Source organism: Acididesulfobacillus acetoxydans, from assembly GCF_902729405.1.
Lineage (GTDB): Bacteria > Bacillota > Desulfitobacteriia > Desulfitobacteriales > Desulfitobacteriaceae > Acididesulfobacillus > Acididesulfobacillus acetoxydans.
Window position 1 is genome coordinate 2614701 of sequence record NZ_LR746496.1, and the last position, 24430, is coordinate 2639130.

A 24430-nucleotide genomic window follows, 5' to 3' on the forward strand; every position below is an offset into this window, starting at 1 on the left:
TACAGGGGGGAATTATCGGTGCTGGAAATACAAGGGGTCTCCTTGACCATGGACGAAGGACAGACGGTCGAAATCTTAAGAAACATTAATTTGAGACTGGCTGAGAAGAAAATATACGTCATCACGGGGCCAAACGGAGGGGGGAAATCCTCGCTGGCCAAAGTGATCATGGGCGTCTATCCGCCGAGCGCAGGCAAGATTTTTCTGGACGGGCAGGATATCACGACCAAGACGATTACGGAGAGGGCGCTTTTGGGCCTTGGCTATGCCTTTCAGAATCCGCCTCGCTTTAAGGGGCTTAAGGTCAAGGAATTGATTAAACTGGCTGCTTCCACCAATCCGGACAAGTTGAACATTGGCGACCTTCTGCACGATGTGGGGCTCTGTGCTCAGGATTATCTGGACCGGGATGCGGATGCCAGCCTCTCCGGTGGGGAAATGAAACGGATCGAGATCGCTACGGTCTTGGCGCGCAAACTTAGGGTGGCGGTTTTTGACGAGCCGGAAGCAGGGATCGATCTCTGGAGTTTTCAAAGATTGGCAGAGACTTTCAAATTTATCCACGAAAAGTATGAAACGACCATTCTCATCATTTCGCACCAGGAGAGAATTCTCGATCTGGCGGATGAAATTATCCTTATAGCCAACGGCGAAATCAGTGAGCAATCGGACAAAGACAAAATTCTCAATAAGATTTTAAAGGACGAAGATTGCTGCAGCAGTCAGTGTGAGAAGGGGGTCATTCAGGATGCTGAGTTCGCTGGATAAACAAATGCTGGAAAGGGTCGCCGATTTGCATGAGATTCCGCAGGGTGCTTACAATATCCGCAAGAACGGGGTAGGGGTTCAGAGAAACACGACGGCTAACATCGACATCATGACGAAGAAGGACAAGCCCGGGATTGACGTGATCGTCAAGCCGTATACGAAGGGTGAAAGCGTCCACATACCCGTCATCGTCACGGAAGAGAATATCACGGATCTGGTTTACAACACGTTCGAGATCGGAGCTTACTCTGATGTGCTGGTTGTCGCCGGCTGCGGCATCCACAATTGCGGAGATCAGAAGTCCCAACATGACGGTATTCATACTTTCTTTGTGCGCAAGGGTGCCAAACTCAAATACGTGGAAAAACATTATGGTGAAGGTGACGGCCGGGGGGCCAGGGTCCTCAATCCGAAGACAATCATTGAAGCGGAAGAGGGGGCGGTTGTCGAACTGGAGATGGTTCAGATCAAGGGCATCGACAACACGCTGAGGGACACTGAGGTCAGATTGGGGGACAAAGCCAAGCTGGTGGTGACAGAACGTCTCCTGACCTACTTGGGCCAGGAAGCGCAGTCTAAAATAACCGTTGAACTTAACGGGGTGGATTCGTCGGCCCAGATCATTTCCCGCTCCGTCGCGCAGGATGAATCCAGGCAAGACTTCTATTTCGATTTGATAGGACGCAACCGGTCCAGGGGCCATATTCAGTGCGACGCTATTATTATGCATGCGGCTCGGGTTCTTTCCACGCCCAGGGTCTCCGCCTATCATTCGGAGGCGCAGCTCATTCATGAAGCGGCCATCGGCCGCATCGAGTCAGAGCAATTGGTGAAACTCATGTCTTTGGGCCTTTCGGAAAAAGAAGCGGAAGAGACGATCCTAAAGGGATTTTTGGCTTAGTGTTTGGGAATATGCTCTCATCTCCGGAAACGGATTCCTAGGTTTTCTCGCGCATTGCCTATAAACAGTCAGCCCCGCGGAGTGGATTCTCTGCGGGGCCGTTGTTGCTTGAGCGAAAAAGGGGGCGGCGCGGACGGAGGATATACAGGCGAAAGGTATTCGGGCGAAAGGTATTCGGATGGCGGATATACGGAGAGCGGATATTCGAACGGCGGATTGCGGGAATATTTATCTGCCGATCGGCAGAACATAAGCTGGAAGGAGCAGGGAAACGAGAAAGAGTTGAGGGGGGAAGGAAAGGAGAGGGAACAGGGAAGGAACAGATGGACAAAGAGAGAACACGGAAACAGGGGATGAAGCGGTGAACAAGGAAAGAAGTGAAACCAGGGAAAGATTGAACCAGGAACAAGGAATCAGGAACCAGGAATCAGGAACAAGGAAAGAAGAAGGAAGGAGGAACCGAAGAGAGTGGGAATGACAGAACCGTACAGTCAGCCCCTCCCGCCGATCTCCGCTAAGCTTGATGATAATGTCAAATACCTGAACGAGCTGCTGGGAGTCGGGCAGGGACCGGGACACAGTTGGGATATCATGGCGAAGCCTTTCGCTTTTTCCAATCTTAACATGATGTCGTATGTTCTCAACGGCTACTTTTTGACCATGAACATGGTGCTCATCCTCAACGACGTGGAGAAGTGCATTCAAACCTTCGTCAGCCAACATCAGACGTATACGCTGCAGGACTTAATGAACTATTTGAACACCAATGTGACCTTTGTCCAGGTACAGCCGGTGACGAAGATGGAGGATGTGGTGCGCTTTATTCTCTCCGGTCCGATGGTTACGTTTGTCGACGGATATGACGCGGCCTTGCTCATCGACACCCGTATTTACCCGATGCGCAGTATCCAGGAACCGGAGATTGAGCGGGTAGTGCGGGGGCCGAGAGACGGATTTACGGAAACGATGCTCATGAATACCGCCTTGATCCGGCGCCGCCTCAGGGAGCCGAGCTTGCGGGCGGAATTGATGCAGATCGGCTTGCGCTCGAAGACGGATGTCAGTTTGATGTATTTGGAGGATGTGGCCAATCCGGAAACGGTCAACATGATTCGCGAGCGCTTAAAGTCCATTCAAGCGGACACGATTGCTATGGCTGAGCAAAGCGTGGTCGAGCTGATTGGCAAGGTGAAGTGGAATCCGTATCCGATCGTGCGCTATACGGAGAGACCCGATGTCGCCACCACCGCTCTGGTGGAGGGGCATGTGGTGATCGTCGTGGACACCAGCCCGGAAGTCATCATCGCGCCGATCACCTTCTTTCAGCTGCTCCAGCATCCGGAAGAATATCATCAATATCCGATGGTTGGGACCTACAGGCGCTGGACCATGCTGCTTGCTACCCTGATTACGATTATTTTGCCGGGATTGTTCCTTCTGGCCAACTTTCACCCTGATCTTGTGCCTAAACAACTGGCGTTTTTCAAGGCGAAGAAAAATGATCCCCTGCCCCTCTGGGCGGAATTAATTATTGCCGAAGTGGCCATCGATATTCTCAGGGTGGCTGTCATGACTTCACCGGTGACTCTGGCCTCGATGGTGAGTATCATGGCGGCCGTCATCTTCGGCCAGTTTGTGGCCCAAATACATTTGTTACAGCCTGAAGTTCTGGTCTACATGGCCCTGGTCATGGTGGCTCAATTCTCCCTCACCTCCTATGATCTGGCCTCAGCCAATCTGATGTCCCGCCTCTTTATCCTTCTGTGCACTCAACTGGGGTTTGCGTTCCACCTGCGTGCTCTGGGCTTTGGGGTCGCGCTGGCCGCCTTGCTGGTGTTCTTGATTACCCGTAAGTCTTTCGGAGTTCCTTATTTTTGGCCCTTGTTTCCTTTCAAGTGGAAAAACGGCCTGGACAATGTCGTGCTGCGCAAACCGTTCGCGGACATTCGCGGCCGTCCCGGAGTTCTGCGCCCGAAAATGGGAAGGCGAAACGGTTAGTTTTGTCATTCCGGCTGCCCCCAAAACCGATCGTCCGAATCGGCCGCGGGGGTCTTTTTTTTTGGCTGAAAAGGGTCTACACTATTTAGTGTTCGAACAACCGCCGTTCGCTCACCCTTGCCGCTAACCCTCGTCAAATAACCAATCATAGCTTTAACCGCTTATAGGGGGTTAGGTCCGCTTAAAGGCGGCGATTGGTGGACAGTATCCCGCCTTGGGTCCCGGTGTCTTCTGAAGATAAATCGGCTAAGATGAATCGACTAGAAGGGGGAGTCTCGTTGTCTCACTGGCTTAATAAGAATCTGGCTTTGCTCTTTGCTGCGCGGGTGATCCGCAGTATTACCCAGGCTTTTCTCGTGATCGTCGTGCCCATCTATCTGGCGAGGCTGGGGTTCAGTGCGGTGCAGATAGGAACTTTGTTCATGGGCACGACGATAGGCGGCGCCTTGCTTATACTGGCAGTCGGTATAGGGGCGGACCGTTGGGGACGCAAGCGCGCCATCATTGTTTTGGCCGTTCTGCAGGCCCTGGGAGCAGCGGGCTTTGTTCTCAGCGCCAACCTGGCCGTGCTTACCCTTTCCAGCGCGGCCGGCACGATTGGCCGGGGAGGCGGCGCCGGCAGCGGGGGGGCCTTTGGGCCTTTTTACCCGGCGGAACAACCGCTCCTGAGTGAGCACGCCGAGAGCAAGTACCGCAATGAGGTGTTTGGTTTTCTTTCTTTTCTCGGCGTTTTGGGAGGAGCGGTCGGCTCACTCCTGGCAGCTGTCCCTCAGCTTTGGCCGGGCGGGCCGTTTGGTTGGCGGACGGGTTACCTTTTTCTTTTTGCCCTGACAGTCTTTAGCTCGCTCTTGCTCATTGCGGTGGTATTGCCGGTTTCTGAGCGTAAACGCACCGTGAAGAGGCAGCCCTTTCAGCTTTCTTGGCGCCTTCTGGCTAAGTTCTCGGTTACCAATGTTTTCAACGGTCTCGGCATCGGTTTCTTGGGACCCCTGCTGACTTATTGGTTCTACGCGCGTTTCGGGGCGGGACCCGCCGCCGTCGGGGTTCTTTTTACTATTGTTAACTTGTTGACAGCCCTTCCGTATCTTATTTCCGCCTACTTGGGAAATCGTTTCGGCGTTGTGCGCACCGTGGCAGTCACTCGGGCGATCGCGGTGACCCTAACCGGGGTCATGGCTTTTTCACAGACCTATTTTATGGCGGGGACTCTGTTTGCTTTGCGCATGGTGTTCAATTCCCTGGGAAATCCCCTGCGCCAGTCTATGGTTATGGGTATGAGCGATGAGGGGGAACGTTCTACCATGGCCGCTTTCAGCAATTTGCCGATGCAAGTCTCCTCGGCGCTGACGCCGCCTCTCGGCGGCTTCCTGATGGATGAAGGTATGTTGGGCCTGCCCCTGCTTCTCGCAGCCGGGTTCCAAGGGATAAACACGGTTCTCTATTGGCGCTTTTTCCGGGGAGTCAGAAACAAGGATCTGCATTGAGCTTAGTGTAAAGGAATCAGGATCTTCACTGAGCTTTATGTTACGGATAAAAATGCGCTTTCTGAACCACACTAAGGTCTGTTAAGTCAAAAATCACAGGGGGGGAATTTCAGTATGACGGTTCAACAGGACTTGCAGAAAGCGGTAGCCAGCGCTCAGTCGTCCCTCGGGACTTACTCTGTGTTCGCCGAATCGACCCAGGATCAGTCGGCCAAACAGATGTTCAAAGACATGTCTAAGGACATGCAGCGCCACATAGATGTACTCAACAACCGTCTTAAGTACATCAGTGACAACAATGACATGAACCAGCCGCTGAACCAGTAGGAACACAGTTGGGGACAGCGGCGCGGTTCGGGCCTGCTGTCCCAGTCCGGAATAGAGCCGGAGACTCTTGGCCGGGGGCCGGGAGTCTTTTTGCCGTTATTTCACTATGCCATTAAGGCAAACGCTCCGGAATTGAATTGCACTTGACGGCATGCTATACTTAGAAAGAAAGTTATGGAAGAAGTTCTGACGATGGCTTCGACCTTGCGGACGGAGAAGATTGACGAGTATGGCGTTTTTTCCCTATGGCTTGATAGAAACGGACCACCTCAGAGAGAGGGACGAGAAGCTTGGTGCGGTGATTAAACGGATTGGCCCGATTCGGAGGGACATTGTCCCGGATCCCTTTGAAGCGTTGATTTTGAGCGTGGTCAATCAGCAAATTTCTAAGCAGGCTGCTCAAACTGTTTGGAACCGGTTGTGCACTCTGCTTGGGCAGGTGACAGCGGAACGGTTGGCCGGGGTCGCCCCGGCGCAGCTTCGTGCCTGTGGCCTATCCGACAGAAAGGTCGGCTATTTGAAAGGGATCGCGGAGGCTGCCCTGGGCAGAATTGATTTTGCCGGGTTGTCCAATCTCCCTGACCGGGAGATTATAGACACCTTGTCTGCCTTACCGGGAGTGGGGGTTTGGACAGCCGAAATGTTCCTTATTTTTTCGCTCTGCCGCCCCGATGTAGTGAGTTACGGAGACTTGGCCCTCCGGAGGGGCATGATGAAGTTATACGGGCTGACGGACCTTCCCCGGGAGAAGTTCCAAATCTACAGAGGGAACTATTCACCTTATGGTTCGGTGGCATCATTGTATCTCTGGGCCTTTTCCGCGTGACCGGTTGTGACCGGTATTATGGAAGTATTGGCCCGCGGTGTTATAGATATGGAAGGTATGGGGTATCAGTGAGGTCCCAATTGTGAGATAGAAGAACCATAATTGCGAGCTGTGATTGAGGTCTGTGATTGAGGTCTATGATTGAGGTCTGCGATTGAGAAGTATTATTTGAGAAGGAAAGGTGATATCCAGTGAAGATTCTTCTGGTCTACCCCGAATATCCCGTTACATACTGGGGTTTCCAGTATGCCTTGAAGTTCGTTTCCAAACGGGCCAGCTTTCCGCCTCTGGGTCTCATGACCGTGGCGGCCATCCTTCCTGCGGACGCTGAGAAGAAACTGGTGGATTTGAATGTGGAACCCCTCAAAGATCGGGACATTCTTTGGGCTGACTACGTTTTTATCAGTGCCATGGTGGTGCAAAAAGCGTCGGTTCTGGAAATTATTCGGCGTTGTCGGGACTTGGGGGTCAAAACGGTAGGAGGGGGTCCTCTGTTTACATCCGAGCCGGAGGAATTCGCTCAAGTAGACCATTTGGTCCTGAATGAAGGGGAGCTGACCATTCCCCAATTTCTTCGGGACCTGGAGAAGGGAGAGGCGGTCCACCTTTATACATCGACCGAATGGGCTGATCTGGAAAAGACGCCGGCTCCTCAGTGGAACCTTATCAAGCAGAAGGCATACGCTACCATGAATATCCAATATTCCCGCGGCTGCCCGTTCAATTGTGAGTTCTGCAATATCACAACTCTTTACGGCCGCATTCCCAGAACCAAGGGTGTGCCTCAGCTGCTTCATGAGTTGGATACCCTGTATGAGTCCGGCTGGCGGGAGGGCGTATTTTTTGTAGACGACAATTTTATCGGAAACAAGAAAAAGTTGATGCAGGAAGTCCTGCCCGCCCTGATTGACTGGATGGAGGCCAGGAACCATCCCTTCGCGTTTTTGACCGAGACGTCCATCAATCTGGCGGATGATGAGGAGCTCATGCGGCTGATGGTCAAAGCGGGTTTTGATACGGTCTTTATCGGGATCGAGACGCCGAATGAAGAGAGCCTCGTGGAGTGCAACAAGATGCAGAATAAAAACCGGGATCTCATTGCCTGCGTGAAAAAGATTCAGCGCTTTGGGCTCCAAGTGCACGGGGGCTTCATTGTCGGCTTTGACAACGACACGTCGTCGATTTTTGATTCCCTAATCAACTTTATTCAGCAGAGCGGCATTGCCGCTGCCATGGTCGGGTTGCTCAACGCGCCCCGCGGGACCAAACTTTATCAGCGGCTGGCCGGAGAGGGCCGCCTGATCGAGGGATTCAGCGGCAGCAATACGGACTTCAGCATGAACTTCATTCCCAAAATGGACAAAGAACTGCTGGTCAAAGGCTATAACCGGATTGTGGAGACGATCTATTCGCCCAAAAAATACTACGAACGGGTGCTGACTTTCCTTCAGGAGTACAGTCCCGTGAAAGCCGGCAAAATCCCGGTAAATTTTGAGCATGTGATGGCCTTTGCCAAGTCGGTGGTTCGCCTGGGTATCATCGGCAAGGAGAGACGCTATTACTGGCGGCTGATTACCTGGTCTTTGTTCAAGCGGCCGGACGTTTTTCCTTTGGCGGTTACCCTGTCAATTTACGGTTTCCACTTCCGGAAGAGCTTCAAACATACAGCCATAGAGACGTGAGGTGCCGCTGATTAAGCGATCGCCCACTTGCCGATAAGAGCGCTTACGACTACCGGGACGGAAGGGCGAGGAGCCGTTCTATGCAAGCGCTCGCTTACTCGGGCTATCGGGGCGCGGACCGAGTTTTCTTGGGTGGAGTGATGTCAAAAACATTCCATCCCTAATATAATGGTTTAGCAAGATATAGTGGTTTAGCGAGGAAAATAGAGGAAGGTGGACTTTGCCCGAATTAATTACGGAAAATCCGATACTAGTCTGAAGGATTGGCTCATTTGTATTTTTTTGTTGACAAGCGCAAACTTTATGCTACAATTTAACTCGATAGGAATTTGGGTCACCGGACCTGGCGGGGTCCGGCTCGGATTCCTTCATATTTTGCCAGCAAAAAGGGGGCAACGATGACAAGATGAGCAATTCTTTGGGACGTCATGTGTTGGCTGAGATTTACGAGTGCAGCTTTGACATTCTCAATGACCGGGAGAAAGTCGAGCGCATCATGGTCAACGCAGCTTTGGAGGCAGGTGCAGAGATCCGGGAAGTGGTTTTTCACAAGTTCAGTCCCCAGGGCGTGAGTGGGGTAGTCGTGATTTCCGAATCCCATCTTGCGATTCATACCTGGCCTGAACTGGGGTATGCAGCTGTTGACGTCTTCACATGCGGGGAACGTGTCAATCCCTGGGATGCCTGTAATTACGTTACGGAGCAATTTAAGTCCGGTCACATGACTGCTACGGAAATTAAACGAGGAATCGTTGAAGATCCTAAGGAAGCAGTAAATCTTTAGGAGGGATATTTATTTTATTCCGTACTAAGATGTGGGTAGGGTAGCAGGCCTTGCAATCTCGTAACGAGGTGGGCAAGGCCTGTTGATTTATAGCACGGGCGAAGGAAATCGAGCCATGCCGGCGAAATACTTAGCAAGAGATACAAGAGATATTGAAAAGTGCGGGCGCCAAGAGTCGGGGAGGACGGAACGGATGTCAATGCTCGTTAACGGAATGGATGTCTATGCTTGTTATCAGTGCGGCAAATGTTCCGCCAGCTGTCCGGTGTACTTTGCGATGGACATTTTGCCTCATCAGATTCTCAGGTTGCTGCAGATAGGGGAAATGGATCAAGTTCTGGACTGTGAGTCGATCTGGCTCTGCACCCTTTGTTCGGCTTGTTCCACCCGCTGTCCGCGCGGTGTCGATTTGCCGGTCATTATAGAGGAACTGCGCCGGGCGGGTTTGCGCAGGGTATCCGGCCCGGGAAGGAGCCAGCGCGCTTTTCACAACTCGGTCCTGCGCTCCCTTGAGCGCCACGGCAGGGTCTATAAAGCGGGGCTTGCGGTCTCCGGCCATCTGAGCACCGGCAGCCGCCAGAGGGACGCCCGCCTGGTCTTGGCGCTCTTAAAGCGGGGAAAGCTGAGAATGTGGCCTTCGCGTATACGGGGGAGGCTTGTCGTTCGGGGTTTCTTTCAGAGGGTACAAGCCGGGCAGGAGGGGGAGAAAGATGTCTAACTATGCCTTTTATCCGGGTTGTTCTCTGCATAACACTGCCCGGGAGAGCAGTCAGTCACTTCTCTTGGTCATGGACCGCCTGGGGATCGGCTATGACGAGGTACCCGATTGGAACTGTTGCGGGGGCACCTCCGCCGTGTCGCTGGATGAACAATTGGCCGTGAACCTAGCTGTTCGCAACCTCCTCCAGGCCAAGTCCTTGGCGGGTGACGGTCTGGTCGTGCCTTGTGCCCATTGTTACCACCGCCTTATGTCAGGGAAAAGGAGGGTGGAGTCCGATCCCGACATGCGCCGGAGAGTGGAGAAGGAGCTCCGGCATCCCGTTGAGGACCTGCCGCCCGTTTACAATGCCTTGCAAGTCATGGAGAGAGCGGAGATTCTGGAGAAGATCAGGCTCTACGCCGTAAAAAGCCTGAGTGGTCTTAAAGTAGCTTGCTATTACGGCTGCCAATTGGTACGGCCACCGCGGCTGACTAATTTTGACCATCCCGAAAATCCGACCGGACTGGATAGAATTGTTGAGATCCTGGGTGGAGAAGCGGTTCCCTGGCCTTTGAAAACGGAATGCTGCGGAGGAAATCTGTCTTTCGCTAAGCGGGACGTTTCCGAAAAACTCGCCCAGCGCATTTTGGACATGGCGATCGAATGCGAAGCGGAGTGCATCGTGACGGCATGCCCCATTTGTCAGGCTAACCTCGACCTGCATCAGTTTCAACTGTTTCACCGCTCCACGGGTGCGGAAGCGGCGTCTGCCCGCAAAAAAATCCCCGTTTTCTTTTTCAGCCAACTGATTGGCTTGGTATTAGGCTTCGATTCGCACGCCGTCGGGCTGAGCAGACACTTTATCCCGGCGTGGGAGGCGCTGGCCTTGGCGGGGATTCGCTAGTCCGGAATTGGTAAGTTTCAAATTTTAGGGGAATACTTAGGCATACGAGTGCAGGAATTCGTGGAGAAATCTAGAATATAATGTAGGTTAGTCTCGGAACAAGGGGAGATAAAAACGTGCCGCAGGCGCTGAGTTTCAGTGAAGAATTAACGGAAGTCCAATCACAGCTGAGACGCGAGATCCGGTTCAAAGCGGCGGATTTCCGCGAACTTGTGGAGTATTCGCCGGATGTGTTACAGGCTGACGCATGTCCCGCGATTGTCATTGCGGTGAGCCGGGCGTGCGGTTTTTCGGCTCCGAGTGTAGTCAAGTTAGCGACGATTATTGAACTCATTTTTCTGGCGGACCAAGTCCATGCTCTGATGAAAGACGATGAGAACCTCAGCGAAGAAGGACGTCAGTTTCCTGTTCTCGTGGGGGACTATCTCTATGGCAGGTTTTTTCTGGACTTATGTCGGGACGGGTTGTTACCCTTTCTGAAGCCTTTGGCGGAAGTGATCGTCGCCATGAGCGAGGGCGGCATTTCACGCTGGCTGGCGCAGGAACGGGAGCTCTCCCCCCGGGAGTGGCTTCGCATATTGAAACAGGAACGAGCCAGCCTGACAGGTTTGGCGGGCCGTCTGAGCGCGCGGCTGGCGGGAACTTCGGAGGCCGTGCAAGAAACGGCCGCCTGTTGGGGACAGGCTCTGGGGCTGGCCTGGGCCGCACGCCAACAAGGACTGGGAGAGTCTTTCGTGCAGACGCAGTTAGCCAAAGCCGAGCGGATAATCCGGCAGTTCCCGGAGACGCTGGAGTTCAAGGTGCTCTATGAGCTCGTGGATTTTATGGGTGGGGAACTCCTGATGGATGGAGGAATGTTGCGCCATGCATAAGGTCAAAGTATTCTTGGAAATGATCAAATTCGAACACACGGTTTTTGCTTTGCCCTTTGCCTATATGGGGGCCTTTTTAGCGGCGGGGACGGTACCGCCCGCAGGTAAGCTTCTCTGGATTACTTTGGCAATGGTGGGGGCCAGAACCGCGGCCATGTCGTTGAACCGGCTGATTGACAGGCGCCTTGACGCTTTGAATCCGAGGACGGCCGGGAGAGCGCTGCCGGCCGGGCACCTCGGTGTCGGGGAAGTTTCTCTTTACGCTCTGCTTTCGTTTCTTCTGCTGGGGTATTCCGCCTACAGACTTAATCTCCTGGCCTTAGAGCTCATGCCCATAGCGGTCTTTTTTTTGGTCTTTTATTCGTATACCAAGCGCTTTACCTGGGCTTGCCATTTTGCCTTGGGTCTGGCCCTCGGTTTGGCTGTGCCGGGAGCCTGGATTGGAATCACCGGGCATTGGGCTTTGGCGCCGGTACTCCTGGGCTTGGGCGTTATGAGCTGGGTTGCGGGATTTGACATCATCTATGCGAGCCAGGACATAGAATTCGACCGCAAGAAGGGACTGAAATCCATTCCGGCAGTCTTTGGGTTGAAGCGGGGGTTTGAAATTTCCGCATTGCTGCATGTGGCAGCTCCGCTGTTATTTATCATGGTTGGTGTTGTCCTGCACTTGCATGTGCTGTATTACCTTGGGGTGGCAGTGGCTGTCATTCTCCTTTTCCGGCAGCATCGCCTGGTGTCCGTGGACAACCTGTCTAAAGTGGGAATTGCTTTTTTTAATCTCAACGGCTATTTAAGTGTACTCATGTTTGTTTTTTCTCTCGCGGATGTCCTGCTCTTCAGGTGGTAGAGTGACGGAGCCGGATGTAGCCAACTTCGCCCGCCGCCCCTCGCGAAAAACTTAAGGAGATGTTTGCAGTGGATAGATTATTCGCCCGCAGTGAGCTTGCCGACTTAATCGAGAAAGTCGAGCGGGGTGTGCGCCTGGATTTTGACGAGGGAGTACGCCTGATGAAGAGCAAGGACATTCTGGCCCTGGGCTGCATGGCTAATCTGGTGCGGGAGCGCAAAAACGCGGACACCACTTATTTTATTGTCAATCGGCACATCAATCATACCAATGTCTGTGTCAATCTTTGTAAATTTTGTGCCTATGGAGTCAGGGAAGGGGACCCCGAGGCTTTCACCTTGTCCTTGGAAGAGATTGAGTCGGCGGCAAGAAAAGCGGCCGCCGAAAATGTTTCCGAAGTTCATGTGGTGGGCGGCCTTAACCCGGCGCTTCCTTTCGATTATTATCTGGAGATATTGAGAAGGATCAAACGGATTCTGCCGGATGTGTGCCTGCAAGCGTTCACTGCGGTTGAGGTCGATTATTTTACGCAAATTACCGGCCTGAGTGTGGCGCAAGTGCTGAGGGAACTGATGCAGGCCGGGCTGGATTCGCTGCCGGGAGGCGGGGCTGAGGTTTTTTCGCCCCGGGTCCGCGCCCTGATCTGTGAGAAAAAGATTTCCGGTGAGCGCTGGCTGGAGATTCAGGCCGAGGCGCACCGGTTAGGGATGCGCACAAATGCGACCATGTTGTACGGGCACGTGGAGAACGCGGAGGAACGAATTGACCACTTGTTGCAACTGAGGAAGCTGCAGGATCAAACCCATGGCTTTCTGACTTTCATTCCTCTCCCTTTTTATCCGAAGAATACTCAGCTGGAGGGGAATATGGGGGTCGGCAGCACCACGGGCTTTGAAGATTTGCGCATGCTGGCCGCGGCGCGTATTTTTCTTGACAATTTCGACCATATCAAGTCGTTTTGGATCATGCTGGGTCCGAAATTGGCCCAGGTATCTCTCAGTTTCGGAGTGGATGACCTGGACGGGACGGTGGTGGAGGAGCGCATTATTCACGCGGCCGGGGCGGAGACAGGGCAAGTTATGGCCAAAGAGACTCTCATCCGCCTGATTCAAAAAGCCGGGCGTACCCCGGTTGAACGGGATACACTCTACCGTGTCCGGAAATCCTATGAGTTAAAGGAGAAGCCGTGATGGAAGCAAAGACTTGGGCGATCCTGGCAAAGCGGCTGGCGGGAAAACGCCTGACCTGGGAGGAGGGGACGGCCCTGCTGCGAGAAGCAGACCTGCTCACTTTGGGACAGGCTGCCGACACCGTCCGGGAAGAAATGCATCCGGAGAAGACAGTGACCTTTGTCATTGACCGAAATATTAATTATACCAATATCTGTGCTTGCCGGTGCCGATTTTGCGCCTTTTACAGGCAGCCGGACGATCCGGATGCCTATGTTTTGTCAGAAGAGGAGTTACATGATAAAATTAGGGAGACCGTGAACTTAGGCGGAACACAGTTGCTCATCCAGGGGGGATTGAACCCGGACCTCTCCCTTGAGTATTTCGAAAATATGCTGAGAAGGATAAAAGAACGTTTCGCCATTCATATTCATTCGTTCAGTCCCCCGGAAATCTGGGACCTGGCCCGGAAATCCGGTTTGAGCATTGAGGAAGTAATCCGGCGCCTGAAAGAGGCAGGGTTAGATTCCATCCCCGGCGGCGGCGCGGAAATTCTGGCGGACCGGGTGCGCGGAAAAATCAGTCCCAATAAAATCGGCTGGCAAGCCTGGATGGACGTCATGACCACGGCACACCGGCTGGGCATGAAGACGACGGCCACCATGATGTTCGGCCATGTGGAGACAGCGGCCGAGCGCGTCTTGCATATGGTGCGCGTGCGGGAGGCGCAGGATGTGAGCGGGGGTTTTACGGCCTTCATCCCCTGGAGCTTTGCTCCGAAAAATACTGAGCTGGGGGGAGAAGGGAGCACGGGGGTGGATTATTTGCGGACCTTGGCTGTGGCTCGCCTCATGCTGGACAATGTGCCGAACCTCCAGGCCTCCTGGGTAACTCAGGGAGCGAAGATGGCCCAGGTAGCCTTGCGTTTTGGCGCCAACGATTTTGGCAGTACCATGCTGGAAGAAAATGTTGTGCGGGCGGCCGGGGTGCAGACACGGGTTCCCTTGAAAGAGATTGTGCGCTGCATTGAGGATGCGGGTTATACCGCTGTGCAAAGAAACACGCATTATGAAACATTGCATGTCTATGGAAAGGAAGTGTAGGGCCGGTGCGCAGGAGGCCACGGAGTGATCTTAACATGCCTTTGATGGAACACATCAAGGCTTTGCGCCGGGTGCTGATCATTGCGGCCTATGCCGTTGCGGCCGGTACGGTGATCGGTTGGTTTCTGAGTGATCAAGGTTTCGCTTTTTTGGCCCGTCCGCTGCTCGATGTGAACAGGACCTTGTTTATCACCACAACTCCGCTGGAGCCTGTTCTGGTCAAGATAAAAGTCTCGGTCGTTATCGGTATCGTGATCGCACTTCCGGTTCTGATGTGGCAGCTCTGGTCTTTCATTTTGCCGGCCTTGAAACAAAACGAACGCAGGTACCTCTATTTGCTGGTTCCCAGTTCGATCATACTTTTTCTGGCCGGGGCTTCTTTTTGCTTTTTTGTCGTTCTGCCCATCGGCATCAAGTTTTTGATCTACGCCGGAGGGCATGCAGTGCCGGCGACCCCTTTCGTGACCAAGACTTCCTATCTTAATTTTATCCTCACGTTTCTGCTCACTTTCGGCCTGGTTTTTCAACTTCCCATCATCTTGCTGGTCCTCATACGCATCGGGGTCCTGACCCCACGGGCTTTAGCCAAGAAACGGCGCTGGGCGCTGCTGATTATCATTGTGCTGGCGGCTGCTTTTGCGCCCACACCGGATTTGTTCACCCAAGGCCTGATGGCCGTGCCTATGTATATGTTATACGAAGTGAGCATTTGGCTGGGATATTTGGTGGCCCACAAGCGGAAAAAAGCCTTGGCCCGGAAGCAAGACGGGACTTGAGGTTCGGATCATATTTTGACGCAGGGAGGGATGACGGATGGGTTTCAGTGAAATTGTTTTGCTTATGGCCATAGCCTTGATTCTTTTTGGGCCTGAGGACCTGCCGGAAATTGCCCGGACCCTCGGCAGGGTCGTCTATGAAATCCGCAAGGCCACCGGGGAACTCACCGGCGGATTTTCAGATATTGTGCGGAATCCGACAGACGCCTTAAACAAGGCGTTTGAGGAGAAGGAGAGGGGTCAAAGGGGCCCGGACGGCTCGGACAGTGGAACAAAGAGCTCTGAGACCGGGGAAAACGCCGCCGAGTCCGAGGAGGAACTTCTGGACTACGAGGGCAAGCCGGTGCAAGCGGAGGGGGCCCCCAAGCCGGCTGCCGGGGAAGGTGAAGAGGCCGGTGAAAAGCAGAGCGACGATCCTTTAGCCAAACTGCCGGCGGGCGTGGTATCGTACGAAGAAAAAGAAAAGGACGCGAGCAGGTGAACCGGTTTTGAAGCAGTTGTGGTTATTCAATCAGATTAATGCGGATTTGCAGCGTGTGGAGGAAGAACTCAGACGCTTTGTGGGAACAGATTATCCGCTGCTGGACGAATCCTCGGTTCATTTGTTAGCGGCCGGGGGTAAGCGCTTGCGCCCCGCGTTCACCCTTCTTGCCGGCAAATTCTATGACTATTCTTTCGAAAAGTTATTACCCATCGCTATGGCTCTCGAACTCATACATATGGCCACCCTTGTCCATGATGACGTGGTGGACGCGTCCCTGACCCGGCGCGGCCGGGAAACGGTCAAAGCCAAATGGGGTAATGTCGTGTCAGTGCAGACGGGGGATTATCTGCTGGCTAAGTCACTTGTCTTGATTGCTCAAATCGACCATCCGGTGATCTCCGGGATTTTGGCCCGGGTCAGTGTTGAAATGTGTCAGGGAGAGATTCAACAAATCAAGTCGAGTTTTGATACCAAACAGACGCCGAAACAATACTATTACCGAATCAAGCGTAAGACGGCTTTACTCATCTCGGCCAGCTGTAAACTGGGGGGGATTGCCAGTTCAGCGCCGCCGCGGCAAATCTGGGCCTTGGGTGCTTATGGGCATGCCCTGGGCATGGCTTTTCAAATCGTCGATGATGTCCTCGATATTACGGCCAGACCTACCGAATTGGGAAAACCGGTAGGGGGCGATTTACACCAAGGGATTATGACCTTGCCCATGATCTTGGCCTTGCGCTCTTCTGCCGAAGGCGGCCGCTTGGAAGAGTTACTGGCAAAACCGGACAAGAGTGGGGAGGAAATCTCGACAGCGATCGAATGGATTCGGCGCTCGGGGGCTATCGAGGAATCCATGCATTGGGTTGAACGCTATGTGGCCAAAGCGGTGGGGTACCTGGAGGAGCTGCCGGATGTCACAACTCGGAGAGCGCTGCAGGAACTGGCGGAATTCATCAGGGTGAGGAAGTTTTGACATTTTGACGAATAAAGTCGATTTTTGCAGGGAAGTTATTTGTAGAGTCGAATATAAAGAGTGGGCTTCAGGGACCGACAGAAAAAGCGGTTCATTGAACTAAGAATGCCCGGGGCGGATGAAAGCCGTACGAGAGATTAGGCGAACTGAAAGCAGTGAGAAGAGATGTCACAGTATTATCCGGTTTTTATGGATTTAAAGGAAAAAGAGGTGCTGGTGGTCGGCGGCGGAGCGGTGGCAGAGCGTAAGATTGTGACGCTGCTGGCGCACTCGGCCCGGGTGCGTGTAGTAGCGCCCGCCTTGATCCCGCCGCTTCTCAGTCTGGTGCGCGAGGGTAAATGCCTCTGGGAGCAGAAGGAATATGCGGACGGAGACGTCCGCGATGCCTTGTTGGTCTTTTCCTGCACGGACAAAGAAGAAGTGAATGCCCGGGTCGCCGCCGATGCCCGGGCCATGGCCAGATGGGTCAACGTTGCAGACGACCCGGATAAATGCGGTTTTATCGTACCGTCGATTTTGGAACGGGGAGATTTGACAATCGCTGTGTCTACAGCGGGCAGCAGCCCGCTGGTGGCTCGGCAGATCCGCGCTGAGATAGAGCAGTCTTATGGGGAGGAGATGGCAGAATACTTGGCCTTGCTGAAGAAATGGCGCGTAGAGGTAAAACGGAGTTTGCCGCCGGAAAAACGGGCGGAATTTTGGGCCGGCGTCACCGACGGAAAGGTGAGAAACCTGATTGAACAGGGACAGGTGAAACTGGCGGAAGGGGTGGTTGAGCAGTGTTTCCGATCGCTGTTGGTCTAAATCACCGCACGGCGCCGCTCGAAGTCCGTGAAAAGATTAGTTTTCACCACAGCCAGATCCCGGCCGCTCTGAAGGATCTTCTGGGGTATCCCGGCATGCAGGGGGTTCTCATCTTAAACACCTGCAATCGTCTGGAGATTTACGCGGCGACGACGGATGTGGAAACCGGAAAGAAGTCCATTCTGGAGTTTCTGGCCCACCACGCCGGGTTGGATGAGGGGCAGCTGCACCAGTATCTTTATGTCCACACCCTGTACGATGCGGTGCGGCATCTCTACCGGGTGACTTCGGGACTTGACTCTATGGTTCTGGGGGAAACTCAGATCCTGGGGCAGGTCGCCAAAGCGTATGAGGTAGCGGCGGCGACGGGGGTGACGAACAAGGTCATCAACGTGTTTGTGCAGAATGCGCTCACGGTGGGCAAGAGAGTGCGTACCGAGACCCTGATCGATCAGCATCCGGTTTCGATTAGCTATACGGCTGTGGAAATGGCCAAACAGAAATTGGGCTGCTTGACAGACATCCCGATCTTGCTTTTGGGAGCGGGAGAGATGAGTACACTGACTGCCAAGCACCTGGCGGCTGCGGGGGCCTCGCAAGTGATCGTTTCCAACCGGTCGCATGGGCGGGCTGTAGGTTTGGCTGAGAGTTCGGGAGGCCGGGCACTCCCGTTTGACCGTCTGGACGAGGGGTTGGCGGAAGCCGACGTGGTTATTTCGGCGACGTCTGCCTTGAGCTTTATCCTCATGCCGGAGCGGATGGAGAAGATCATGCGGGAACGCGGGGGGCGCCCCCTCTTGCTGATTGATATTGCGGTGCCCAGGGATATACATCCCGAGGTGGGGAAAATTCCCGCGATCACGCTTTACGATATTGATGATTTGCGTGAGGTCGTCGATCAACACCGGCAGGCCCGGGAACTTGCGGCCCTGGCGGCAGAAAAGATCATCGACGAAGAAATGGCGGCTTTTGCCAAATGGCACAATTCCCTTTTTGTTATCCCCACCATTGTGGCCCTGCAGGAGCGCGGGCAACAGATTAAAGAGGCCTTGCTGGCGCGCACTCTGGAGCGCATTGGGGCGCTGACGCCGAAACAGGAGAAAGCGATTTGCTCCCTGGCCAATTCTATCGTGAATCAGCTCCTGCACACGCCGATAACCAACCTGAAAGAATGCGCCAACACGCGGCAGGGGCATCTTTACACGGAAATTTTGCAAAACCTTTTTGACTTGGATGTCGACGAGGAGACAGAGCGGCCTCTGCGAGTCATTGCCAAAGGCCAGACACAGCCGGGAAGGACAGAATCGTCATGAACATTTGGCGTATCGGGACCAGGGACAGTGCCCTCGCCCTCTGGCAGGCTGAGTGGGTTCGGGATCGCTTGGAGGGTGTTTATCCGGAGCAGGAGTTTGTCCTGGTTCCGGTTAAGACCAAAGGAGACAAAATCTTGGATGTGCCGCTGGCGAAGATCGGAGACAAGGGGTTGTTTACCAAAGAGCTGGAAGCGGCCCTCCTTCGGGGGGAGATTGACCTGGCCGTCCACAGCCTGAAGGACCTGCCGACCGTCTTGCCGGACGGTTTAGTGATCGCGGCTTATTGCGCGCGGGAGGAAGCGCGGGACGTCTTTCTGGGACGCGGGGGGGCGGGCTTGCGGGACCTGCCTTGGGGAGCGATCATCGGCACCAGCAGCCTGCGCCGTAAAGCCCAACTCAGATATTTCAGGCCGGATTTACGCTTTTCCGACCTGAGAGGGAATTTGCAGACCCGCTGGCGCAAACTTGAGGAGTCCGAGATGGCCGGAATTGTCCTGGCGGCTGCCGGGGTGAAAAGGCTGGGCTGGGAAGAGAGGATCACCGAAGTCATACCGGAGGAAATTGTTCTGCCGGCTGTGGGTCAAGGTTCGATTGCCGTGGAAATTGCCGCTTCCCGCCGGGACATGAAAGAGAAGCTGAATCGTCTCAATCACCGGGAGACGGAACAAGCCGTCGTGGCCGAACGCGCGCTTATGCGCAGGCTGGAGGGCGGCTGCCAGGTGCCGATCGGGGCACTGGCCCGTTTGGAGGCTGATAAAATCCGGCTGAAGGCGATGGTGGCGAGTTTGGATGGCACAAGAATCTTGCGTGCACAAACCTACGGCGACAACCCGGCAACGGTGGGCCTGGAAGCAGCCGAGAGACTGCTCGGACAGGGGGCCGGGGAGATCCTGGCCGCCCTGAAGTGAACGGGCCGGCAAGCTTTCCGGTTTCTGACTTCTGACTTCTGATTAGATTGGAGTGTATAGATTGGGCCAAGGTTATGTTTATTTAGTGGGTGCGGGTCCGGGGGATCCCGGGTTAATCACGGTTAAAGGGGCGGACTGCCTGGCACGGGCGGAGGTGCTGGTCTATGATCGCCTGGCTTCCGGGCGTTTCTTGAGTTTGGTTTCGCCGGGGTGTGAGCTGATCTATGTGGGAAAATCCCCGGAAAGGCACACGTTGACCCAAGATGAGATTAACGCCCTGCTGGTCCGGAAAGGTGCGGAAGGAAAAACCGTGGTCAGGCTCAAAGGCGGGGATCCTTTTGTTTTCGGGCGCGGCGGAGAAGAAGCCGAAGCATTGCTTGAGGCCGGGATTCCTTTCGAGATCGTGCCGGGCATTACGTCGGCTGTGGCGGTGCCGGCTTATGCCGGAATTCCTGTGACTCACCGCGATTTGACTTCGACTCTGACAATTATCACCGGCCACGAAGATCCTAATAAGAACACATCGGCGGTCAATTGGGAGCAGATTGCGCCCGGAGGGGGGACCCTCGTGTTTCTTATGGGCATGGAGAACCTGGATCTCATTGCCAAGAAGCTCAGAGAGCACGGACGGCCGGCAGAGACCCCGGTTGCCGTCATCCAGTGGGGGACCCGGCCTGAGCAAAGAGTGGTCAGCGGACGTTTGGATGAGATTTATGCCTTGGCCAGAGAACAAGGTTTTACCTCTCCGGCCGTTATTTTAGTGGGAGATGTTGTTTCCCTGAGAACCAGGTTGCAGTGGTTTGAGAAGAAACCCCTGTTCGGCCAGAGAATTGTGGTCACCCGAGCTCGCCGGCAAGCGAGTGTATTGTCCAGGGTGATTGAGGAGTTAGGCGGCGAGGCTTGGGAGTTTCCGGCAATCGACTTTGCGCCGCCCACGGACCCCGGCCGTTTAGCTCAAGCGGTCGAAAAGATTAAGAGTTTTGAATGGCTGGTGTTTACCAGCGTTAACGGAGTGGAGGCTTTCTTGGCCGAGTTAAAGCGGCAGGCCAAAGATATCCGGGACTTGGCGGGAGTTGATCTCGTAGCGATCGGTCCCTCGACGCAGGCGGCTTTGGAAGAGATGGGCCTGCGTGTTTCCTTTGTGCCGCCTGAGTACCGGGCAGAGGCGATCATCAGCGGCTTGGCCAGCCGGGTCTTAAGAGGGCAGCGGGTGCTTCTGGCCCGGGCCGAGGAGGCCAGGGACATCCTGCCCGAGTCCGTGAAAGCGTTGGGAGCCGACGTCTGGGATGTCCCCGCTTACCGCACGGTTTTGGGGGGAGCGGATCGGGAGATGCTCAAAAGTTTATTAGCACAGAAGTCGGTGCAGGCGGTGACTTTTACCAGCTCTTCTACAGTGAGAAATTTTATGAAGATGATCGATGGGGACAGAATTCTCTTGGAGGGGATCAAATTATTTTCCATCGGTCCCATCACCAGTGCCACGGCCCGGGATCTCGGCCTGACGATTGACGGCGAGGCGCAGAAATACACCATTAAGGGGTTGATTCAAGCCCTGGTAAAGGGGGTTAAAGGATGATCAGCGTGACCAAGCTTCTTTTTGACCGGGAATATTTCGGCGACACCTTGCGCTACAATAAGGGTTCTCGGGGAGCGATGCACGGGACGACTCTGGGGTCCGGGCCGGTCGTGGTCTGGAACTCTACCCGCACCTGCAACCTGAAATGCCGGCACTGCTATATGGACTCCAACGCCGAGAAGTACACCGGAGAAATGAATACGGAAGAGGCGAAACGGTTTATTGACGATCTGGCCGATTTTCGGGTGCCGGTTCTTCTTTTTTCCGGGGGAGAGCCTCTGATCCGGCCGGATTTCTTTGAGCTGGCCGAGTATACCATTCAGAAGGGGATTCGGACGACTCTCTCGACCAACGGGACCCTGATTACTCCGGAAGTGGCCCGGCACCTGAAAGCGATAGGTGTGGGTTATGTGGGGATTTCACTGGACGGGTTGAGGGAGGTCAATGACCGCTTCCGCGGCAAAGAGGGCGCTTTTGAAGCGGCCATGCACGGGATTCAAAACTGTGTCGCGGCCGGGCAAAGAGTGGGACTGAGGTTCACGATCAACCGGCACAACTATGAGGAACTGGACAACATCTTTGATTTTATCGAAGAGGAAAAAATCGACCGGGTTTGTTTCTACCATCTCGTTTATTCCGGGCGCGGTCAGAAAATGATGGCGGACGACCTGACGCCTGAGGAATCCCGGGAGGCCATGGATATCATCATTCGCAGGACGGAAGACTATGAGAAGCGGGGATTGAAAAAGGAAATTCTCACGGTCGACAATCACTGTGACGGGGTGTATCTGTATCTGCGCGCGCTTAAGCAAGACCCGGCCCAAGCGGAAAGGATTTACAACCTGATTGCCCTCAACGGGGGAAACCGGTCCGGGATGGCTTTTGCGGAAGTGGACCCTTACGGCAATGTCCATCCGGATCAGTTTACTCAGCATGTATCTTTCGGTAATGTGCGTGAGCGCCCGTTCGGTGAGATCTGGACGGATCTTTCCCAGCCGATTCTCGCGGGACTGAAAGAGCGCAAACCCCTCTTGCAGGGACGCTGTGCGAACTGCCGTTTCCTGGATATTTGCAACGGCAATTTTCGTACCCGGGCGGAAGCGGTGACCGGGGATTTCTGGGCATCGGACCCGGCATGCTATTTAACGGATGAAGAAATAGGGATCAAGGATAGGGACGGGGGGAATCTAAAGTGAATCTGAAGAAACGTCCGCGCCGGCTGCGGGCCGGCGCAGAGATTCGGAGGATGGTGCGGGAAAACCATGTGCGCGTTGACGATTTGATTTATCCCATGTTTGTCATGCCGGGCAAGGGCCAAAAAGCGGAAGTGGCTTCGATGCCCGGCGTCTGTCAGTATTCCCTGGACGAATTTGTCCGGGCTCTCAGTGAAGTGGTCGAACTCAAGATCCCGGCCATTCTCCTTTTCGGTATTCCGGAGAGCAAGGATGCCCTGGCCAGCGGAGCCTATCATGAACACGGAATTGTTCAGGAGGCCGTGCGTCTGGCCAAAGCGCACTATCCTTCCCTCTACGTGATCACGGACGTGTGTCTCTGTGAGTACACCGACCACGGCCATTGCGGCATCGTTCGGGATGGGGTGATCTTGAATGATCCCACTCTCGATTATCTGGCGCGGACTGCGGTTTCCCACGCGGCGGCGGGGGCGGATATGGTGGCTCCGTCGGACATGATGGACGGACGGGTGGGGGCCATTCGCGAGGCCCTGGACGAACACGGGTTTGAGCAAGTGCCGATCATGGCCTATGCGGCCAAATTTGCCTCCGGCTTTTACGGACCTTTTCGGGAGGCCGCCGGGTCTGCTCCCCAATTCGGAGACCGGCGCACTTATCAGATGGATCCTCCCAACGGAGAGGAAGCGATGCGGGAGACCGCCCTGGACGTTGAGGAAGGGGCCGATCTGATCATCGTGAAGCCCGCGCTGGCTTACGGGGACATTATTTACCGGACCAAAGAACGCTTTGGCCTGCCGGTGGCCGCCTACAATGTGAGCGGTGAATACGCCATGGTCAAAGCCGCCGCGGCCAACGGCTGGATCGAGGAGGAGCGCGTAGTCATGGAAGCCCTGGTAGGGATGAAGCGGGCCGGGGCGGACCTCTTGATCACGTATCATGCCTTGGATGCGGCTCGTTGGCTGAACAGAGGCTGAAGCGGGGGTAGAGCCCGGGGGCTGCCGACGGGGGCAGCCCCCGGGCCTGAAAGGGGTAGTGTGCATGATCGTCTCTTGGAATACAACCAATGCCTGCAACATGTATTGTGAGCATTGTTACCGGGATGCGGGGTGCCCGGCCGAAGAAGAGCTGAGCACGGCCGAGGCCAAGAAAATGCTGGGGGAGATTGCCCGGGCCGGTTTTAAGATCATGATTTTCAGCGGGGGTGAACCCCTGCTGCGCCCGGATATCGTCGAACTGGTGGCTCACGCTAAATCGGTCGGACTCAGACCGGTGTTTGGCACCAACGGCACTCTCTTGACCCCGAAATTGGCACGGGAGCTGAAAGAAGCCGGGACGATGGGGATGGGCATTTCCCTTGACTCCCTGAACAAGGAAAAGCACGACCAATTCCGACATTATGCCGGGGCCTGGGAGGAAGCCGTGCGAGGGATGCGCTATTGCCGTGAGGCGGGGCTCCCTTTTCAGATTCACACTACGGTTATGGATTGGAATGCCGCCGAATTGGAAGCGATGACGGATTTTGCCGTGGCTCAAGGGGCACTCGCCCATCATTTCTTTTTCCTGGTTCCGACAGGCCGGGCTGTGAGTATCGAAGAGGAGTCCTTGCGTGCCGAACAGTATGAAGAGGTCTTGACCCGGATTATGCGCAAACAGCAAACGGTGGATATCGAACTGAAACCGACCTGTGCTCCTCAGTTCATGCGCATTGCCAAACAGATGGGGATCAATCTGCGTTTCGGCCGCGGTTGTTTGGCAGGGACCTCTTATTGCATTATTGGGCCGAAGGGCATCGTCCAACCCTGCGCCTACCTCAACATCCCGTTGGGGGATGTGAGGCAGACACCGTTTGACGAAATATGGCGCAGCAGCGAGGTCCTGCAAACTCTGCGTACCCTGGAATACAAGGGTGGGTGCGGAACCTGCGAATACAACAAGATCTGCGGCGGCTGCCGGGCCAGAGCCGCCTATTATCACGAGGGCGACTATATGGCGGAAGAGCCCTGGTGTCTGTACCACGGGCGCAAGGGGGTTTAGT

General features: G+C 54.6%; 24 protein-coding genes. All 24 read left to right on the plus strand.

The genetic code is table 11. The features are described 5' to 3' along the window. Positions 1-18: 18 nt before the first annotated feature. Complete coding sequence (locus MNU25_RS11595) at positions 19-768, plus strand: ABC transporter ATP-binding protein (protein ID WP_240985217.1); 750 nt, start codon at positions 19-21, stop codon at positions 766-768. Then, positions 749-1669: a SufB/SufD family protein gene (locus MNU25_RS11600; RefSeq protein WP_240985218.1), complete on the plus strand. Its 921-nt coding sequence runs from the start codon at positions 749-751 to the stop codon at positions 1667-1669. The genes MNU25_RS11595 and MNU25_RS11600 overlap by 20 nt, the downstream gene beginning before the upstream one ends. 474 nt (positions 1670-2143) lie before the next feature. Continuing rightward, a complete protein-coding gene (locus MNU25_RS11605) occupies positions 2144-3667 on the plus strand; it encodes a spore germination protein (RefSeq protein ID WP_240986817.1) in 1524 nt (507 codons plus the stop codon). Between the two features lie 278 nt (positions 3668-3945). Then, a complete protein-coding gene (locus MNU25_RS11610; RefSeq protein ID WP_240985219.1) occupies positions 3946-5151 on the plus strand; it encodes an MFS transporter in 1206 nt (401 codons plus the stop codon). 114 nt (positions 5152-5265) lie between these two features. Beyond that, positions 5266-5478 (plus strand): DUF1657 domain-containing protein, encoded by a 213-nt coding sequence (locus tag MNU25_RS11615; RefSeq protein ID WP_240985220.1) that lies wholly within the window; start codon positions 5266-5268, stop codon positions 5476-5478. 229 nt (positions 5479-5707) lie between these two features. After that, complete coding sequence (locus tag MNU25_RS11620) at positions 5708-6304, plus strand: DNA-3-methyladenine glycosylase family protein (protein ID WP_240985221.1); 597 nt, start codon at positions 5708-5710, stop codon at positions 6302-6304. Positions 6305-6495: 191 nt separating this feature from the next. Beyond that, on the plus strand, positions 6496-7986 hold the full coding sequence (locus tag MNU25_RS11625; protein ID WP_240985222.1) for a B12-binding domain-containing radical SAM protein: 1491 nt from the start codon (positions 6496-6498) through the stop codon (positions 7984-7986). Between the two features lie 406 nt (positions 7987-8392). Further along, positions 8393-8770 carry an adenosylmethionine decarboxylase gene (speD, locus tag MNU25_RS11630; protein ID WP_240985223.1) on the plus strand — a complete coding sequence of 126 codons (378 nt, stop codon included), beginning with the start codon at positions 8393-8395 and terminating at the stop codon, positions 8768-8770. A gap of 193 nt (positions 8771-8963) precedes the next feature. Further along, the gene (locus MNU25_RS11635; protein ID WP_240985224.1) at positions 8964-9488 is read left to right on the plus strand and encodes a 4Fe-4S dicluster domain-containing protein; all 525 of its coding nucleotides are present in this window, start codon (positions 8964-8966) and stop codon (positions 9486-9488) included. Continuing rightward, positions 9481-10374, plus strand: coding sequence for a CoB--CoM heterodisulfide reductase iron-sulfur subunit B family protein (locus MNU25_RS11640; protein WP_240985225.1), 894 nt, complete (start codon positions 9481-9483; stop codon positions 10372-10374). The genes MNU25_RS11635 and MNU25_RS11640 overlap by 8 nt, the downstream gene beginning before the upstream one ends. A 116-nt stretch (positions 10375-10490) precedes the next feature. Continuing rightward, positions 10491-11246 (plus strand): polyprenyl synthetase family protein, encoded by a 756-nt coding sequence (locus MNU25_RS11645; RefSeq protein WP_240985226.1) that lies wholly within the window; start codon positions 10491-10493, stop codon positions 11244-11246. Beyond that, entirely contained in the window at positions 11239-12096 is an 858-nt protein-coding gene (locus tag MNU25_RS11650) for a UbiA-like polyprenyltransferase (protein WP_240985227.1), read from the plus strand. Before MNU25_RS11645 ends, MNU25_RS11650 begins: the two co-directional genes overlap by 8 nt. A 68-nt stretch (positions 12097-12164) precedes the next feature. Further along, a complete protein-coding gene (mqnE, locus tag MNU25_RS11655; protein ID WP_240985228.1) occupies positions 12165-13286 on the plus strand; it encodes an aminofutalosine synthase MqnE in 1122 nt (373 codons plus the stop codon). Further along, on the plus strand, positions 13286-14368 hold the full coding sequence (mqnC, locus tag MNU25_RS11660; RefSeq protein WP_240985229.1) for a cyclic dehypoxanthinyl futalosine synthase: 1083 nt from the start codon (positions 13286-13288) through the stop codon (positions 14366-14368). Before mqnE ends, mqnC begins: the two co-directional genes overlap by 1 nt. Positions 14369-14373: 5 nt before the next feature. After that, complete coding sequence (gene tatC, locus MNU25_RS11665; protein ID WP_240985230.1) at positions 14374-15144, plus strand: twin-arginine translocase subunit TatC; 771 nt, start codon at positions 14374-14376, stop codon at positions 15142-15144. 37 nt (positions 15145-15181) lie between these two features. Continuing rightward, positions 15182-15625 (plus strand): Sec-independent protein translocase subunit TatA/TatB, encoded by a 444-nt coding sequence (locus tag MNU25_RS11670; RefSeq protein ID WP_240985231.1) that lies wholly within the window; start codon positions 15182-15184, stop codon positions 15623-15625. 7 nt (positions 15626-15632) lie between these two features. Beyond that, positions 15633-16601 (plus strand): polyprenyl synthetase family protein, encoded by a 969-nt coding sequence (locus tag MNU25_RS11675; protein WP_240985232.1) that lies wholly within the window; start codon positions 15633-15635, stop codon positions 16599-16601. Positions 16602-16766: 165 nt separating this feature from the next. Next, a complete protein-coding gene (locus MNU25_RS11680) occupies positions 16767-17405 on the plus strand; it encodes a precorrin-2 dehydrogenase/sirohydrochlorin ferrochelatase family protein (protein ID WP_240985233.1) in 639 nt (212 codons plus the stop codon). Continuing rightward, a complete protein-coding gene (gene hemA / locus MNU25_RS11685; protein WP_240985234.1) occupies positions 17381-18718 on the plus strand; it encodes a glutamyl-tRNA reductase in 1338 nt (445 codons plus the stop codon). The genes MNU25_RS11680 and hemA overlap by 25 nt, the downstream gene beginning before the upstream one ends. Next, entirely contained in the window at positions 18715-19626 is a 912-nt protein-coding gene (gene hemC / locus MNU25_RS11690) for a hydroxymethylbilane synthase (protein ID WP_240985235.1), read from the plus strand. Before hemA ends, hemC begins: the two co-directional genes overlap by 4 nt. Positions 19627-19687: 61 nt before the next feature. Then, complete coding sequence (cobA, locus tag MNU25_RS11695) at positions 19688-21202, plus strand: uroporphyrinogen-III C-methyltransferase (RefSeq protein ID WP_240985236.1); 1515 nt, start codon at positions 19688-19690, stop codon at positions 21200-21202. Beyond that, positions 21199-22398, plus strand: a complete 1200-nt coding sequence (gene nirJ1, locus MNU25_RS11700; RefSeq protein WP_240985237.1) for a putative heme d1 biosynthesis radical SAM protein NirJ1 — start codon at positions 21199-21201, stop codon at positions 22396-22398. The genes cobA and nirJ1 overlap by 4 nt, the downstream gene beginning before the upstream one ends. Further along, positions 22395-23369 (plus strand): porphobilinogen synthase, encoded by a 975-nt coding sequence (hemB, locus tag MNU25_RS11705; protein ID WP_240985238.1) that lies wholly within the window; start codon positions 22395-22397, stop codon positions 23367-23369. Before nirJ1 ends, hemB begins: the two co-directional genes overlap by 4 nt. 64 nt (positions 23370-23433) lie before the next feature. Further along, positions 23434-24429, plus strand: coding sequence for a putative heme d1 biosynthesis radical SAM protein NirJ2 (gene nirJ2 / locus MNU25_RS11710; protein WP_240985239.1), 996 nt, complete (start codon positions 23434-23436; stop codon positions 24427-24429). The last annotated feature ends 1 nt before the right edge of the window (position 24430 follow it).